This is a genomic window from Flavobacterium piscisymbiosum (assembly GCF_020905295.1).
GTDB lineage: Bacteria > Bacteroidota > Bacteroidia > Flavobacteriales > Flavobacteriaceae > Flavobacterium > Flavobacterium piscisymbiosum.
On the sequence record NZ_JAJJMM010000001.1, the window covers coordinates 3,029,790 to 3,045,061 of the forward strand.

The window sequence follows — 15,272 nt, forward strand, 5'->3', positions numbered from 1 at the left end:
GAACATTTTGCTCAGCAATTAATTTGTTATAAGTAAAATGAAGTTATATAATTAGTTCAGCAGTTAGATGCTCATATCAGCAGGGAGCAACATCCGCGTGATCTGGATTAATGGTTTACTGGATACTAAGCTTTATTAAGTCGTCATTTTTTAAAATAGTAGTTCTTTTAGATTTTAAGTTATACAGAAACAAAAAGTTTTCTGTTTTGCCAACATATTTAAGATTTTTATCAGTTAAATAAGTTTTCTCTTTGAAGACAATAGTATATTTTAATTTGTCTTTATTTTCAATAATTTTATAAGCATCACTATATCCATACATTATTGTGTACAATACAATTCCTGTAACAATAAATAATGTATATGAAATAGTTAGTTTGGTTGAAGATAAAAATATGCGAAATAATGCTAAAAATACAAATAATCCAACACAGATTATTTCCATAGATTCACTTTTAGAATCACTATAATTTGAAAAGACTACAATTAATAGTAAAATAAATATTGCTAATATTAAAGAAATTTTACGCTCATTTTTATATTCTTCGGGTGTATCACTTTTAAGAGTAAAATTTTGATTTGCACTTTGAATAGTATCAAATAAAACTAGAAAAACTCCAATTCCAAAAATGCATAAATAAAATAATAAATCATCAATAAATGAAGTAATAAATTCTTGAATTCCTATATAGTCTACAATTGAAATATTAAAAATCTTGTAATAAATAATTAATTTAATTGAACTGCAGAATAATATAAAAATGCTTCCAATTGGTAATAAAGGAATTAACTTTTCAACTTTTTCCATTTTTTGTGGTTTTATAATGCTTATAACTATTTTAAGAATTACTCAGTAGTTTTTTTGAATTATGAATTCTGTTTTCTTTGTCGGTTGAAATTACAATTTTTAGTAATTCACTTGCACCTACACTAATGTAATAAGAAAGCATAAGACTTATAATTAATGTAACTACACCATATAAAGCCACTATAATTTTAATATTCGTAAGTGAAAATTTTGACAATTTTTTTTTAATATAGCGATAGAATAAAAAGTCAAAGAAGGGTAGTCCTAATTTAATTAATGCTATAATAAAAATTAAGATTTGAAAAAAGCCGGGAAAACTTTTTATTGTGTATAAAGACAAAGAAAATTGCGCTAATACTAAAGCAAACCTAAAGAGGATCAACGTATAATTAGGGTTTTCATCTTCATTTTTATGCGCAGTATCAATTATTAAAGGCCAAAGGATTACAATAGAAAGCAAAGAAAAAAGGAATGATAAAGGCTCTGAAGTTTCAGTATCCTTAATTGAAATGCTATAAATTGCTAAAGCATTAAATATTCCCAAAACAGTAAACAAGCTAACATTTCTTTCAATGTAGATTCTTAAACTGATTTCTTCTATTGTTGGTTTAGAATTTATTTCTTCTGACATATCCAAATGGTTTACTATTTTAAATATATTATTAGTTTAAAAAATGATTTTGAAATGATTCTCAAAACTAAACCTTTTTAATTTAAATATTACATAAAATTATTATCCTCCTTTTGAAAACAATTCCCATAGCCCTGATAGCAACGGTTCCCTATTAACCGTGAAAAGATATCCGTATTATTGATTGTTGTTTATTTAGAATCTTTTAAGCTTCTCTTCTTTTTCAATTTTCTTTCTATCATCTTCCAACATTTGCATATTTTCCATATTGAAATTAATTTTTTTATTTTCTCTTATGTAAATGTCAAAATCAAATATTTCTATTCTATCATTAATTACAGTTTCGCAGTATTTATTGATTTTAAAATCAAAAGTTAACATTGCTCGAATTTTATTTTCTTCAGAGGTAAAGAAATATTGAGAAAAGGTATTTACATATTTTTTAAGTTTTAAATTTTTACAACTATTTGCAGTTTTCTTTTCTTCTGTTTTAAGTCCTTTTCCTTTGTACTTTTCGAGAATAATATTTGTGTAACTTTTATTTAGGCTTGCCCTTATAAAATATAATTTATCATTGTAAAATTTAAGTAAAACGTTTTTAATAGCAATACCATTAGTTTCGTAGTTAGGTATAAATATTACTTCAGTAGAGTCATTTACTGATGCAACTTCGAGATTGTACCAACTTTTTACATTTTTATAGTCTGGTTTTACCTCGTAAGCAAATGAACTTCCTGTATATTCTTCATTGAGATCCTCATAATTAACTGTATGACTTTGATATGATTCTAAATTTTCTATTGTTGACAAATAAGTATATGAAGGCAGTAATGATTTTAAATCAGAGATACTTGTTGTATTTATTTCAAAGTCACCAATTCTTGTTGGGCAATCTTGTGCATTTGAATAGACTCCAATTAAAATTATAAATAGAAGATATTTCATAATGTCTTTTTTAAAATTATTTAATCTCTTTCAGCATCGTAAGTAATTCTGGAATCTTACTTACTTGCGATTCTGTCCAGAAATAATGTTCATTATCTGTATTGCCATTATCCTTTAAATAGATAGATATTCTTCTTGTACTTTTTTCAATATAAAAACTAAATGTAATTTCTCTTGAATTAAAAATATATGTTACCGACTGTTTTCTTTCGGTTTTGTCTTTCAGATTTGGAATTACATATTGTTCTATAAAAAGAATGAATTCATCTACTTCGTTTAAATCAATCCATGAAGATTTGAAATAGGTATTATTTTGTCCTGTTAACATATTTCCATATTTAACAGTCATATCCATTTGCAGTGATTTTACTTTATTATTCGATTTTAAATCAATTGCTTCAACGGGAAAGAAAGAAACTATTTCACCAATTCCGGATTTAAATTCTGCTTTTGTATTCCAGTCTTTGTTTATTTGAGTTATCTCAGCGTTATCAATAAATTGTCTGGTTTCAGAATTCTGCTTTTGTTTCTGAGCGTAATTTATTGTTACTATTAAAAGCATTAAAAACGTAAATAATTTTTTAGTGAATTTCATATTATATGTTTTTTAGTATTAGAATCTGGATTATTTACTTTTATTAATTTAAAAACAAACATCGTCTTTAATTTAAATTAACCACCAAGTAAAAACACCTGATTTTTTTTTATAAAAGTAAATTCTCTTAAGTGAATGATTTTACGGAAAACCATAAATGGCTAAATATATTTAACGTATAACAATTTTGTTATATAACAAAATTGTTATACATTTGCTTAACTTAAAATCAAATAAATCCCTAAAACAAAAATATATGAGAGATAGCAGACGCATTTTATTAATTTAAATTAAAAGCAAATGGCTTCAGTAAATGAGTTGTTAAAACTTCTCAAAAAGGATGGTTGGTTTCTTTATAAAAATGGTGCAAACCACGATTTGTATAGACATGCAACAAAACAAAATCAACTTACTATCCCGAGACATGGTAGTAAAGAAATGGCAAACGGTACTTTAAATAGTATTTTAAAAGCAGCAGGACTTAAATAGTTCTGCCGCTTTTTTAAATGTAAAATTCAGACAATATGAATGCAAAAAAAATAGTAATTTCAGTTGTTATTGAAAAAACTTCTACAGGTTTTTCAGCTTATGCAAAAGAAATTGATGGGTTAGCTACAGTCGGAAGTAGTATAACCGAAATAAAAGAGAATTTTAACGAAGTCCTTCAATATCATGTAGAATATCTGCAAGAACAAGGAGAAACCGTTACAATAACTGATTTCGAAATTAGTTATCAAATAGATTTAGAACAGGTTTTCGATTATTTTAGTGTAATCAACAAATCAGCTTTTGCAGAGCATTACGCAGAAATGAATCAAAGTTTATTCCGACAATACACTAAAGGCTTAGCAAATTTATCAAGCGATAAAATGTTACAGATTTCTAAAGGGTTACATAAATTAGCGGATGAATTAAGTGATTTGACTTTGGTGTGAATATAATAATCTTTTGTTTTACGACAAAAGTATAACCCCTCACTTGAGGGGTTTTTTATTTTATAAAATGAACCAAACTTTCTTTTAAAACCAAAACCCCTAGCCCTGATAGAAGTGAAAATCCTTTTGTGCCGGGGTTCGGCACAAAAGATTGTAACGGATAGCAGGAAACAGCTCCTAAAAAGATATAAAGAATAGGCAGCCCCGATAGTTATCGGGATCCAAAAAACCACTATAATCAAACTAAATTTCCCCTTCAAAAAACACAAAAAATCAATACTAGAATTTTCAACAAAAATTTCGTAAATTTGCACTCCAATAAAAGGAATTAGAAAATGTTAGATAGACTTCAAATAGTAAAACAACGTTTCGACGAGATTTCGGATTTGATTATCCAGCCGGATGTTATTTCTGATCAGAAACGTTATGTGCAATTGAATCAGGAGTACAAAAACCTGAAAGCATTGGCTGAAAAGCGTGATGAATATGTACTTGTGATGGCTAATATAGATGAGGCAAACGAAATTATTGCTGATGGAAGTGATGCAGATATGGTTGAAATGGCCAAAATGCAACTAGATGAAGCAAAAGAAAGATTGCCTGAACTTGAGGAAGAAATCAAGTTTATGTTGATCCCTAAAGATCCTGAAGATGCTAAAAACGTAATGGTCGAGATTCGTGCCGGAACGGGTGGGGATGAAGCGAGTATTTTTGCAGGAGATTTGTTTAGAATGTATACTAAATATTGTGAGAACCAGGGTTGGAGAACTTCTGTAGTAGATATGAACGAAGGTACTTCGGGTGGTTTCAAAGAGGTTATTTTTGAAGTATCTGGAGAGGATGTTTACGGAACTTTGAAGTTTGAAGCCGGAGTGCACCGTGTACAACGTGTTCCTCAGACAGAAACTCAGGGTCGTGTGCATACATCTGCAGCAACGGTTATGGTTTTACCGGAAGCGGAAGAGTTTGATGTACAAATTGATATGAACGATGTTCGTGTGGATTTCTTCTGTTCATCTGGACCTGGAGGACAATCTGTAAATACTACGAAATCTGCGGTACGTTTAACGCACATTCCTACGGGATTGGTGGCGCAATGTCAGGATCAGAAATCGCAGCATAAAAACAAAGATAAGGCGTTGAACGTTTTACGTTCTCGTTTATACGAACAGGAATTGGCGAAGAAAGAGGCTGAAGATGCTACAAAACGTACATCGCAGGTGAGTTCTGGTGACAGATCGGCTAAAATTCGTACTTACAACTACGCTCAGGGTCGTGTAACGGATCACAGAGTTGGTTTGACACTTTACGATTTAGGAAATATCATGAATGGTGACATTCAGAAAATTGTTGCCGAGTTACAATTGGTAAACAATATGGAGAAATTGAAAGAAGCTTCGGAAGTTTTTTAATCTAATTTGCTATCCCGAGGCTTCGGGACTGAGTTGCTGAGGTTCTAAGTTTTTAGGAACATAGGTTCAGAGGGGCAAAGAGACAAAGGTTTTTGTCAATCTATATAAATATAAAAATCCCGTTTCACTAATCGTGAAACGGGATTTTTTTTTGACCATAATATAAACATAGCCAGTGGTTTCAACCACTGGAACGCAATATATATAATCGTAATATAGGTACTCGAAATGCATATCATCACAATATACTGTAGCAATAAATTCTCATAATTTATATTCTTCATTCCGTTTCCCAAGATTAAAACCTCGGGGTATAATTGAAATATCTTAAATGCAAAAAGCCCCTGTTTTACTAATGTGAAACAGGGGCTTTTTTTGGTTCAGACAAAGTCTGGTTTTAGACTTTCAAAAGAAATCTTAGAACCTTAGCAACTCAGCATCTCAGAACCTTAATAAAATATATAGTGAAGGATATTAACTCTTTAACCGTTTGTTTATAAAACGTATAAAGCAAGTTAGATACCTAGAAATACTCTTGTATATTCAAAACATTTATATAGATTTGAGTACATGTACACACCATTTTTTAATACTATTTCGCTTAACTTTTCCATAATACATAAATTTGAGTTAGACAATTACTCTCTTGATTGTTCTTGTTGTGATGATTCCTCGTTTGGGGATTCATGATGTGGTTTTGAAACTAAATTTGTTACGACCAGTTGCAATAATGATCCAAAGATGCCTTTGAACATCGAAGTGCTTTTACCTACTACAAATCGTTTTGCGAGATAACCAATCCCGATACTTATGGCAGATTGTGCCAGATTGCTTTTGAAACCAACAGTTTCGTTGATTTCTTCTACTGTATTCCTGATTAGATTAAGTGGCTTTAAATTGTGCTTAATTTCATCGATTTCGTCTTTAATGGCACACCACTCGGCGTCCTGTCGAATTTCTAGTTCCTGGATCGTCTGATTTAATCGATCAATAGTATAAATAGTTTCCATAACAGTCTTTTTTAGTTATTAATTAATTTAAATCAGCTTTTGTTTCATCCTTTTTAGTTTCTTTTAAAATACTGGAAATAATCATGTTTCCAATAGGTGTTTTAATAATCTTATGTTGCGTTTTGAGCATTACAATCGCAACGATAAGATAAAAGAGGGCTATGATAAAAAATCCGTAATAATACTCTCCAAGCACTTTTCCAATCCATAAACTAATCCCTATATTAAGGAATAAGGTAAAAAATGCAACAACAGCTCCAACTGCGATCTTAGAAGTTAATGTTGATAAAACATCCGCTGCTGCTGATACCGCTTTAAGTTTAAGTAATTCTAAACTTGTTTTGGTATAGTTTTCTGCTTTTTCATAAAGATTTAAGTTCTCGTTTGTTGTTGCATCTGATTCCATGATATAGGGTATTTATGGTTTAAAAATTTCACTTTTTAGTAGTTCGTTTTTACACTTTTTGCTTCATCTTTGATAGTGTTGAAGTCTTCTTTTGCCTGGTTGAATTTTGCTTTACCTTCTTCGATAATATCTTTACCGTTTGCAGTAATAGTATTTACAACTCCGTCAAATTTTGTTTTTAAATTATCTCCGTAATCTTTCGATTTATCTTTGATTTTTTTTCTTGTGTTTGACCCTTTGTCCGGTGCAAATAATACACCTATGAATGCTCCTGCAGCTGCAGCTCCTAAAATTCCTAAAATTGTGTTACTCGTTTTCATAATATTTGATTTAGTGATTAAAATAATTTTTTATAATGTTGATTTTTAAACTTCACGACCTTTGATAAGTCTGAATAGTATTGCGATGATCGCAATTACTAATAATATGTGGATGATACTTCCTAAGCTGTAGACAAAGAAGCCTAAAGCCCACAGAATGACCAATATTACTGCGATTGTATATAATAAATTTGACATGGTTTTTATATTAAGGGGTTAATAAATGTTTTTTTTTCTAGTTTAATTTATACGATAAGTATACAGTCAGGTTGCTGTTTTTAGCGTCTGGAACTGTGATTGTTGTTGTTCCTACAGTTCTTTCTTTTCCAACAGTAGTTAACCCATAGTTATAACGTACACCAATGCTTATTGGGTCAAAATCTACACCAACACCTGCAGCGATACCGGCATCAAACTTGTTTAAATCGTCTCTGTCAACTGGCTCGTCAAAATCAAAAGTTCCTTCACCAGTTACTTTAGAACTTACTAAGTAAGATGCATAACCACCGGCATGAATATTAAAGTTTTTAGTAACATTTACTCTTACTAATAAAGGAACTTCGATATAGTTCAATTTAAATTTTGTGTTTCCTGATGCAAAAGCATTGTTGTATTCAAATTCAGCTCCTTTTGTAGTAAACAAAATCTCTGGCTGAATGGCGATGAAATCTGAAATAGGTAAAGTTGCATAAACCCCTGCGTTAAATCCGTATAAAATATTGTTGTCATCTACGTCATCTCCGCTACCATATAGGTTAGACATGTTGAATCCTCCCTTTACACCAAACTCGGTATTTACATTATTGTCCTGAGCGTGTAGCATTCCAAATGAAGCTGTTAAAAAAAGTGTTAAGGCGCATAAAAAATTTGATTGCATTTTCATAGTTAAAATAATTTAGTTAATAATAGATATAGGCATTTAATTAATCTCATTGTTGATCCGTTGCATTTCGCGTAGGATTTGATATTGCTCAGGTAAATATTGTAACACTAATTTTAATATTGTTTTGTCATTTGTCTGTTTTGAAATAGATTCAAACAATCCAATTTGCTCTTTTAAGGATTCTGTCATCGAATCCAGATAGGCTTTATTAAAATCAGGACTACTGGCATCAATCAGTTCATATAAATCGAGTTTATTGTGTGTTGCATTTATTTCTGTAATAATAATGAGCTTTTTATTGGCCATTTTAGAAACATCCTGCAACAATTGATTCTGATTGATTTCTATTTTTTTACTCCACTCTTGTATCGTAGAATCTGAACTTTTTTGTTGTGCAATTTGACTTTTTGAAATAATTGATTTCGTTACATTCGCAGTTGCAATAAAAAAAAAGGCTTCTATTTCTTCCTTTTCCGTTTTAGCAAAAGTTTCATTTTTTAGTGATGCTTCTATCGGATTATTTTTCTTGCACGACGTGATGCAAAGTAGAATTGTCAATAAAAAAATTAGTCTAAAAATTGTCGCTTTTAGTTGTTGCACTGCTATCATTATTACTTCATAAAGTATTACATTACAAAGATGCTAACGAAACAAACATTTTACTTTACAGCATAAAAAAGAATCTTTATATAATTCCCATAATAGATTTATACGGGTCTTTTATCCTTTAATTTTCAAGGTTTTATTAATTAAAGTTTAAGGCAAAAAAAAAGAAACCACAGTTCTTTTTGTGATTTCTTTTTTCTGTTTAGTATTAATTTAGATGTGATTTCTTTTCTTACAGATTTTTTCCTGGTTTACAGTCTCGGTCTCAGTTTGCAGTCTCAGTTTGCAGTCTCAGTTTGCAGTCTCATTTTGCAGTCTCAGTTTACAGTCTAAGTTTACAGTCTAAGTTTACAGTCTCAGTTTACAGTCTAAGTCTCAGTCTTCGGTCTCAGTCTTCGGTCTCGATTTGCAGTCTCAGTTTGCAGTCTCAGTGTTCAGTCAGTATTCAGTGTTTTAGTTGGCAGTTTTAGTTTTCAGTTTTGCATTCACTGTAAACTGCGACTGTGACTGTAAACTTTTTTAAAACTGTAAACTGCGACTGTGACTGCAGACTTTTTAAGAACTGCAAACTGCGACTGTGACTGCAGATTTTTTTAAGAACTGTAAACTGTGACTGAAAACTATTCCGGCAGAAACACTGTAAAAACAGATCCTTTATTAGGAGTACTGTCGGCTATGATGTGACCTTTGTGGTTGTCGACAATTTTTTTGCAAATGGCAAGGCCAATTCCGGTTCCGGGATAATCTGTTTTAGAATGCAAACGCTGGAACAAAACAAAAATAGTTTCCTTAAACTGAGGATCAAATCCCATTCCGTTATCGGTGAAAGTTATTTTATGGAATTTTTTAATATTAGGTTCTAATAAATCAGGATAATCGGCAGAGTTTACTTTTTCGCTTTCGATCTTGATTTCAGGCGCGATATCAGGCTGACTGTATTTTAATGAATTCCCGATAAGGTTTATAAAAAGCTGTTCGATTTGGTATGGAATAACAGCCAGTTTAGGCAATTTCGAAACTGTAATAACGGCATGTTTTTCCTCGATGATTTCAGCCAATTCAGATTCGGCATTTTCCAGCAGTTCGTTTAAGCTTAATTTTATAAATTCTTTTTTGGTAGTATTGGTTCTTGAGAATAAAAGTAAATCGTCTATTAAAACTCGCATTCTTTTGGCCGAAACTTCGATTTTAGAAATGTAACCTTTTGCACTTTCTGACATAACAGCTTTATCAGCTTCTGGGATTCGCGAAACAAAAGTTTGAATTTTTCTTAAAGGTTCCTGCAAATCATGACTCGCAACATGGTTAAAAGAAGCCAGTTCTTTATTGCTTTTTTCCAGTTCTCTGTTACGTTCCTGAAGTTCGATATTTAATAGATGTTCATCTGTAATATCAAAATTGATTCCCAATAAAATTTTACTTCCCTGTTGATCGGTCAATAATTTTCCGGTAGATTTAAAATATCTTATTTCGTAATCCGGTCTTGTAATTTTATAGTATACAAAAGGCAATTGTTTTTTCTCTACAATACCTTCCATCGATTTTGCTACAGTTTCTTTGTCATCAGGATGTACAAATTCCAGGAAAGTTGCTCTTTCAGGAACAAAGGCATTAGGTTCAAAACCCAATAAACGAAACTGATTGTCTGAGTAATCTATTTTATTAGAATCCAGATCCCATTGCCAGGTACTGAATTTACCAATACTTTCAGATTCGGCCATTAGTCCGCTTGAGATCAAAAGTTTTTTATTGTAAATTTTCAAACGTTCAAAGTCACGACTAATTTGTCTGTAAGCCAATAAAATAAAACTTAGCGCTACAAGAAATAAAGAAATAGAAAATAGAGGACTTAATGAGATTTCGGCAGCATAAATTTTAAGTCTTTTTGCCAGATAATTTTTCTCGATGTCGTTCATTTCGTCTACCTGAAAACGAATGTTTTCCATCAGGATTCGACCGCCAAACATATGATTATCGAGTTTTCTCTTATCATATGTTTTGGGATCGCTGTATTTTAGACAATTTTCGAAAGAAACAAAACGCTGAATAATTAATTTGAATAATTTTTCAAGATTTTTTTGCTGCTTCGGATTGTCAGCAGTAAGTTTTTTTAGAGTAATAAATGACGTATTTACTTTATCGCGTGAGTAAATATAAGGTGTTAGAAATCGGGCATTTCGTGTTATAATATAGCCACGCTGCCCGGTTTCGGCATCCTTAATTGCCGACATTAATCGCTCTAATTGAATGTTTATTTCATACGTATGCATTACCACTTTGCTGGATTCATCTAAATCCCGATTGTGCTTGTAAGCAATAGAAGAAAGAAATAACAGAATGAAAACCGCGATTACAAAAATAACTCTCAATGAGTTTGAAGAATTAAAATTTGGTATCCATTTCATTGGTATGCTATTATTTTAGTCGAAGCAGGAAGTTATCACGGTTTAAACCTGATGTATGATAATGCCAGTTTACTGTCACGACTTCATTAATTATTTTTTTAAGCGTATTAAAATCGCTTGGTTTTTTGATATAAATATTCGCTCCCTGAATAAAGGTGTCTTCTATGTCTTCTTCGGATGACGAAGTAGAATAAATGGCAATAATAATATTTTTAAGATGTTCTGTTTTTTTTATTTCGATCAAACATTCTTTACCAGTTTTTTTAGGCATGTTCAAATCCAGAAATAAAATATCAGGTAATTTGGTTTCAGGATCCATCAAATGATCCATCAACTGCATTCCGTCATGAACAAAATCAACTTTTGTCTGAATTTTTATTTCTTCAAAAGCATCCTTAAAAAAAAGACGATCATCTTCATCATCATCAGCCAATAAAATGTATAATGCGTTTTTTTGCATTTTAGTATGGTATTATGGGTTTTATTTTAAATTTTCTCTACGTTTCTTAATGATTCTCTGAAAAGCCGATGGCGTAATTCCCGTCGTATTTTTAAACTGTGTACTCAAATGGGCAACACTCGAGTAGTTTAGTAAAAAAGCAATTTCGGTCAAACTCATTTCATTAATAATAATTAATTGTTTGGCTCTTTCAATTTTTTGTAAAATGATAAAGTTTTCAATAGAAGAGTATGTCACTTCTGAGAAAACATTAGACAAGTAACCGTAACTGTGATTTAATTTCTCTGCTAAAAACACAGAACTTTTATAATTATTGCTGTCTTCCATAAAAACAAGCTCAATTATAGCATCCTTTATTTTTTGAACAAGAACACTTTTCTGATTTTCGACCACTTCAAAACCACACGGCAACAAATTATTTTTTAAAGATTCGAGAGCATCTGCATCAAGATTGTCCGCAATTTCAATTTCGCCAAATCCCAGAGTTGTAAAATTTATGTTATTTTGTTCCAGGTTTTGTTTCAAAAAAAGCGAGCAAATGGTGTTTATGTCGAACTTTATAAATAGTTTCATTTTGTAGAAATTTGGTTAAAGATAATTAATTTATTTTTGGTTATAGAGTTTAATGCTTGATAGCAGTTTAGAACATTGAAAAATTTAAATAAAATCCTCAAAAAAATACCGCCTAATATGTTGTACTAGACGGTATTTGTAGTTGATTTATAACGATTTACAAATCTGCAATAATTTTGCGGACTTCATCTTTTGTTTTTCCCAATTTTTGTTGAAGTTTTCCGTACATTTCGTCTTCTTTACCTTCATCATACAACAAATCGTCATCTGTAAGATCTGCATATTGTTGTTTCAATTTTCCTTTCAACTCGTTCCAGTTTCCTTTTATCTCTGTAGTATTCATGATATTTTTTTTTATGTATTTATAATATTGTAAATTTCCTTATTCTGTTTTGCTTTGTCGTTATATGAATTTTGCAAACCGTTTCATAATTCACATTTTCGTACTTTTCTATACCTGATAGCGGCGTAAAACCCACGCCATTTTTTCGTGTTGTTGCAATAAACCTGTTACAAAATCTGCAGAACCTATATCATTATTATCGTCTTCAAAAGCCGGAATATAATCTCTGAACTCCGTAACCAGTTGCTCGTGATTTTCTAAAAGTTCCTCAAGCATATGTTTTTGCGAAGCGTATTCTTTAGGAGATTCTTTTAAAGTCGAATTATCGATAAACTCCTTCATTGTACCAATTGTTTTTTCTCCCAACTGACTAATGCGTTCTGCAACTTCATCAATATTAGCTTCCAGAATTCGGTATTGTTCCTCAAACAATTTATGCAGCTCCATAAAACTATTTCCTGAAATATTCCAATGAAATTTTCTTGTTTTCACATACAGCGTCATTTCATTAGATAAAATAGTGGCTAATATAGAAGTACTTTTCTTTAAGTTTTTTGGCGTAATTCCGATATGTGGAGTCATAATTGGTTGATTTAAGGTTCTTTATCAAAAATAGAAAAGAAGCCTTTCTGTTTTCTTACATAATTTATTGAAGATGTTACATGAATTCAATGTTGCGGTAACACGTTTGTAATTCTAAAAGTGTAGTTTTGCCCCCGAATTTATCTAAAAAACCAAATTTTAATGAAAAAAACTTTACTTAGTTTATTACTTATTACCATTACTTTTTCGGCCAAAGCCCAATCTTATTTAGGATATACGCATGATAATTATGCAGGTATTCAAAGTGTACTTTTCAATCCGGCTTCTATTGCCGATTCGCGTTTTAAAACAGATATCAATATCTTTTCTGTTAGCGGATCTGTTGCAAATGATTTGTACGGAGTAAATATTTTCGATACCTATAAAAAAGGGTACGATTTTGATAGTCAGTCTAAAATGACTCCAAAAAATAATAACAATGGTCTTGCTAATTTCGATATCATGGGGCCGTCATTTATGTTTAATATTGCTCCCAAACATACCGTTGCGGTATTTACAAGAGCAAGATCAGTTAGCAACGTAAGGAACATTAACGGAAATCTTGTAGATCAGGTAAAAGATGGTTTGGATAAAGCAAGCGATTTTAATTTTAATGCAGGAAACGCCAATGGCGCTTCGAATACCTGGGCAGAACTCGGACTTTCTTACGCAGCAGTTTTATACCAAAAAGACCAACACTTTTTAAAAGGAGGTTTAACTGCCAAATATTTGCAAGGTGGTGTAAACGGATATGTAAAAGGCAATAATGTAAATGTTGCTTATAACGAAAATACAGTAAATCCTGAGCAGGGAACTCTTGTATCAAGCGGACAAATTTCTGTGGGTACAAGCCAGGATTTTGAAGCGAACGAAGATTATAAATTTGACTCGAATGCAAACGGATTCGGCTTTGATTTTGGATTGGTGTACGAATGGAGACCAGATTATGATCAATATGATTTGAGCAGAGCAAAACCGGCAGATAATAATTTTAGAGATTTAAATAAATACAAAGTACGTTTCGGATTATCGGTTACTGATATTGGATCAATCAATTACAAAAATGGAAGACAGGATACTTATAATGTAAACGGTACCATTACGCAGGAAATGATTGATGATGCAGATAATTTCTACGATTTCCTTAACGAACATTATACCAAAACATCTTCTAAAAAAGGAATGAAAACCAATTTACCAACAGCGCTTCATGCTGATGTAGACTGGAATATATACCAAAAATTCTATTTGAATCTTAACGGAGATATCAATATGGTATCTGCCGATAAAATCAATGGTTACGGAATCGCTGATCGTGTAACCCTTACACCTCGTTACGAAAGCAGATGGTTCAGTTTTTATGTACCAATGACGTATATGGAGTACAGCGGAATGCAGGTAGGTTCAGGATTAAGAGTAGGAGCATTCTTTATTGGTTCAGGTTCTATTTTGACCAATTTAGTTTCGAAAGAATCAAAAGCAGCTGATTTTCACCTTGGGATAAAAATTCCGGTTTATGAGAAGAAATTCAAAGACACAGACGAAGATGGAGTAATCGACAAAGAAGATGCCTGCAGAAAAGTAGCTGGCCCGGCAGAAAATAAAGGTTGTCCTTGGCCGGATACAGATAAAGATGGCGTTTTTGATAAAGATGATGCTTGTCCGGATGTAAAAGGCCCGGCAGAAAATAAAGGCTGCCCTTGGAAAGATACAGACGGAGATACACTTTTAGATAATGTAGATGCTTGTCCTGCAATTGCAGGTCCTGTAGAAAACAAAGGTTGTCCTTGGCCGGATACTGACGGAGACGGCGTTCTGGACAAAGACGATGCGTGCCCAACAGTTGCCGGTTTAGCAGAAAATAAAGGTTGTCCGGTTTTGGATGCTGACAAAGACGGTGTTCCGGATAATGTAGATGATTGCCCTTTAATTGCTGGTCCTGCTGAAAATAAAGGTTGTCCTAAAGTGACTAAAGCGACTTTAGAAAAATTAAAAGTAGAAGCTAAATCGATCTTTTTCGTTACCGGAAAAGCAACGTTAAGCGATGCGAAAAAAGGCGTAACTTCAGGAAGGTTAGGCGCTATCAAAGAAATCCTGAAAAATTATCCTAATGCTAAATTCGCTATTAACGGACATACTGATAATGTTGGAAATGCAGCGGCAAACCAGAAATTGTCTGAAGCAAGAGCAAAAGTAGTAATGGATGCTCTGATTGCAAAAGGAGTTAATCCTGATAATTTGAGTTCTCAGGGATTTGGTGCTACAAAACCTGTTGCAACAAATAAAACAGCTGCAGGAAGAGCAGAAAACAGAAGAACAGAAATTGTTTACTTAGGTAATTTATAAGCCTAAGCTGAA

The 15,272-nt window shown here is 31.9% G+C and carries 19 protein-coding genes; 4 read left to right on the forward strand and 15 right to left on the reverse strand.

Annotated features, from left to right (window positions below):
* Positions 1-115 precede the first annotated feature (115 nt).
* The 4 genes from LNP81_RS13210 to LNP81_RS13225 all read right to left on the reverse strand — a co-directional run bounded on the left by LNP81_RS13210 (position 116) and on the right by LNP81_RS13225 (position 2,979).
* Entirely contained in the window at positions 116-808 is a 693-nt protein-coding gene (locus LNP81_RS13210) for a hypothetical protein (protein ID WP_230036511.1), read from the reverse strand.
* A gap of 31 nt (positions 809-839) precedes the next feature.
* Positions 840-1,439, reverse strand: coding sequence for a hypothetical protein (locus LNP81_RS13215; protein WP_230036513.1), 600 nt, complete (start codon positions 1,437-1,439; stop codon positions 840-842).
* 195 nt (positions 1,440-1,634) lie between these two features.
* Positions 1,635-2,384 carry a hypothetical protein gene (locus LNP81_RS13220; protein ID WP_230036515.1) on the reverse strand — a complete coding sequence of 250 codons (750 nt, stop codon included), beginning with the start codon at positions 2,382-2,384 and terminating at the stop codon, positions 1,635-1,637.
* A gap of 16 nt (positions 2,385-2,400) precedes the next feature.
* Complete coding sequence (locus LNP81_RS13225) at positions 2,401-2,979, reverse strand: hypothetical protein (protein WP_230036516.1); 579 nt, start codon at positions 2,977-2,979, stop codon at positions 2,401-2,403.
* A gap of 300 nt (positions 2,980-3,279) precedes the next feature.
* On the opposite strand from LNP81_RS13225, the gene LNP81_RS13230 reads away from it, so the two are divergent.
* The 3 genes from LNP81_RS13230 (at position 3,280) to prfA (ending at position 5,326) form a co-directional block, all read left to right on the forward strand.
* Complete coding sequence (locus LNP81_RS13230) at positions 3,280-3,468, forward strand: type II toxin-antitoxin system HicA family toxin (RefSeq protein WP_055098392.1); 189 nt, start codon at positions 3,280-3,282, stop codon at positions 3,466-3,468.
* A 35-nt stretch (positions 3,469-3,503) separates the two neighbouring features.
* Entirely contained in the window at positions 3,504-3,914 is a 411-nt protein-coding gene (locus tag LNP81_RS13235) for a type II toxin-antitoxin system HicB family antitoxin (protein WP_230036518.1), read from the forward strand.
* A gap of 335 nt (positions 3,915-4,249) precedes the next feature.
* The gene (gene prfA / locus LNP81_RS13240; protein ID WP_065449322.1) at positions 4,250-5,326 is read left to right on the forward strand and encodes a peptide chain release factor 1; all 1,077 of its coding nucleotides are present in this window, start codon (positions 4,250-4,252) and stop codon (positions 5,324-5,326) included.
* 638 nt (positions 5,327-5,964) lie between these two features.
* On the opposite strand, the gene LNP81_RS13245 is transcribed toward prfA, so the two are convergent.
* From LNP81_RS13245 to LNP81_RS13295, 11 genes are all read right to left on the reverse strand, one after another.
* Positions 5,965-6,336, reverse strand: coding sequence for a hypothetical protein (locus tag LNP81_RS13245; RefSeq protein WP_230036520.1), 372 nt, complete (start codon positions 6,334-6,336; stop codon positions 5,965-5,967).
* A 22-nt stretch (positions 6,337-6,358) separates the two neighbouring features.
* On the reverse strand, positions 6,359-6,742 hold the full coding sequence (locus LNP81_RS13250) for a hypothetical protein (RefSeq protein WP_230036522.1): 384 nt from the start codon (positions 6,740-6,742) through the stop codon (positions 6,359-6,361).
* A gap of 35 nt (positions 6,743-6,777) precedes the next feature.
* Positions 6,778-7,062: a YtxH domain-containing protein gene (locus tag LNP81_RS13255; RefSeq protein WP_230036524.1), complete on the reverse strand. Its 285-nt coding sequence runs from the start codon at positions 7,060-7,062 to the stop codon at positions 6,778-6,780.
* A gap of 45 nt (positions 7,063-7,107) precedes the next feature.
* Positions 7,108-7,260: a lmo0937 family membrane protein gene (locus LNP81_RS13260; RefSeq protein WP_109746162.1), complete on the reverse strand. Its 153-nt coding sequence runs from the start codon at positions 7,258-7,260 to the stop codon at positions 7,108-7,110.
* Between the two features lie 37 nt (positions 7,261-7,297).
* A complete protein-coding gene (locus tag LNP81_RS13265; protein ID WP_230036526.1) occupies positions 7,298-7,945 on the reverse strand; it encodes a porin family protein in 648 nt (215 codons plus the stop codon).
* A 36-nt stretch (positions 7,946-7,981) separates the two neighbouring features.
* Positions 7,982-8,554 (reverse strand): DUF4142 domain-containing protein, encoded by a 573-nt coding sequence (locus LNP81_RS13270; RefSeq protein ID WP_230036528.1) that lies wholly within the window; start codon positions 8,552-8,554, stop codon positions 7,982-7,984.
* Between the two features lie 617 nt (positions 8,555-9,171).
* Positions 9,172-10,956, reverse strand: a complete 1,785-nt coding sequence (locus LNP81_RS13275; RefSeq protein WP_230036531.1) for a sensor histidine kinase — start codon at positions 10,954-10,956, stop codon at positions 9,172-9,174.
* Between the two features lie 10 nt (positions 10,957-10,966).
* On the reverse strand, positions 10,967-11,416 hold the full coding sequence (locus tag LNP81_RS13280) for a response regulator (protein ID WP_055098384.1): 450 nt from the start codon (positions 11,414-11,416) through the stop codon (positions 10,967-10,969).
* A gap of 21 nt (positions 11,417-11,437) precedes the next feature.
* Entirely contained in the window at positions 11,438-11,989 is a 552-nt protein-coding gene (locus tag LNP81_RS13285; protein ID WP_230036532.1) for a helix-turn-helix domain-containing protein, read from the reverse strand.
* Positions 11,990-12,146: 157 nt separating this feature from the next.
* Positions 12,147-12,332 carry a CsbD family protein gene (locus LNP81_RS13290; RefSeq protein ID WP_055098382.1) on the reverse strand — a complete coding sequence of 62 codons (186 nt, stop codon included), beginning with the start codon at positions 12,330-12,332 and terminating at the stop codon, positions 12,147-12,149.
* Between the two features lie 108 nt (positions 12,333-12,440).
* Positions 12,441-12,914 carry a Dps family protein gene (locus LNP81_RS13295; RefSeq protein ID WP_230036534.1) on the reverse strand — a complete coding sequence of 158 codons (474 nt, stop codon included), beginning with the start codon at positions 12,912-12,914 and terminating at the stop codon, positions 12,441-12,443.
* Positions 12,915-13,076: 162 nt separating this feature from the next.
* On the opposite strand from LNP81_RS13295, the gene LNP81_RS13300 reads away from it, so the two are divergent.
* Entirely contained in the window at positions 13,077-15,260 is a 2,184-nt protein-coding gene (locus LNP81_RS13300) for a DUF5723 family protein (RefSeq protein WP_230036536.1), read from the forward strand.
* Positions 15,261-15,272 lie beyond the last annotated feature (12 nt).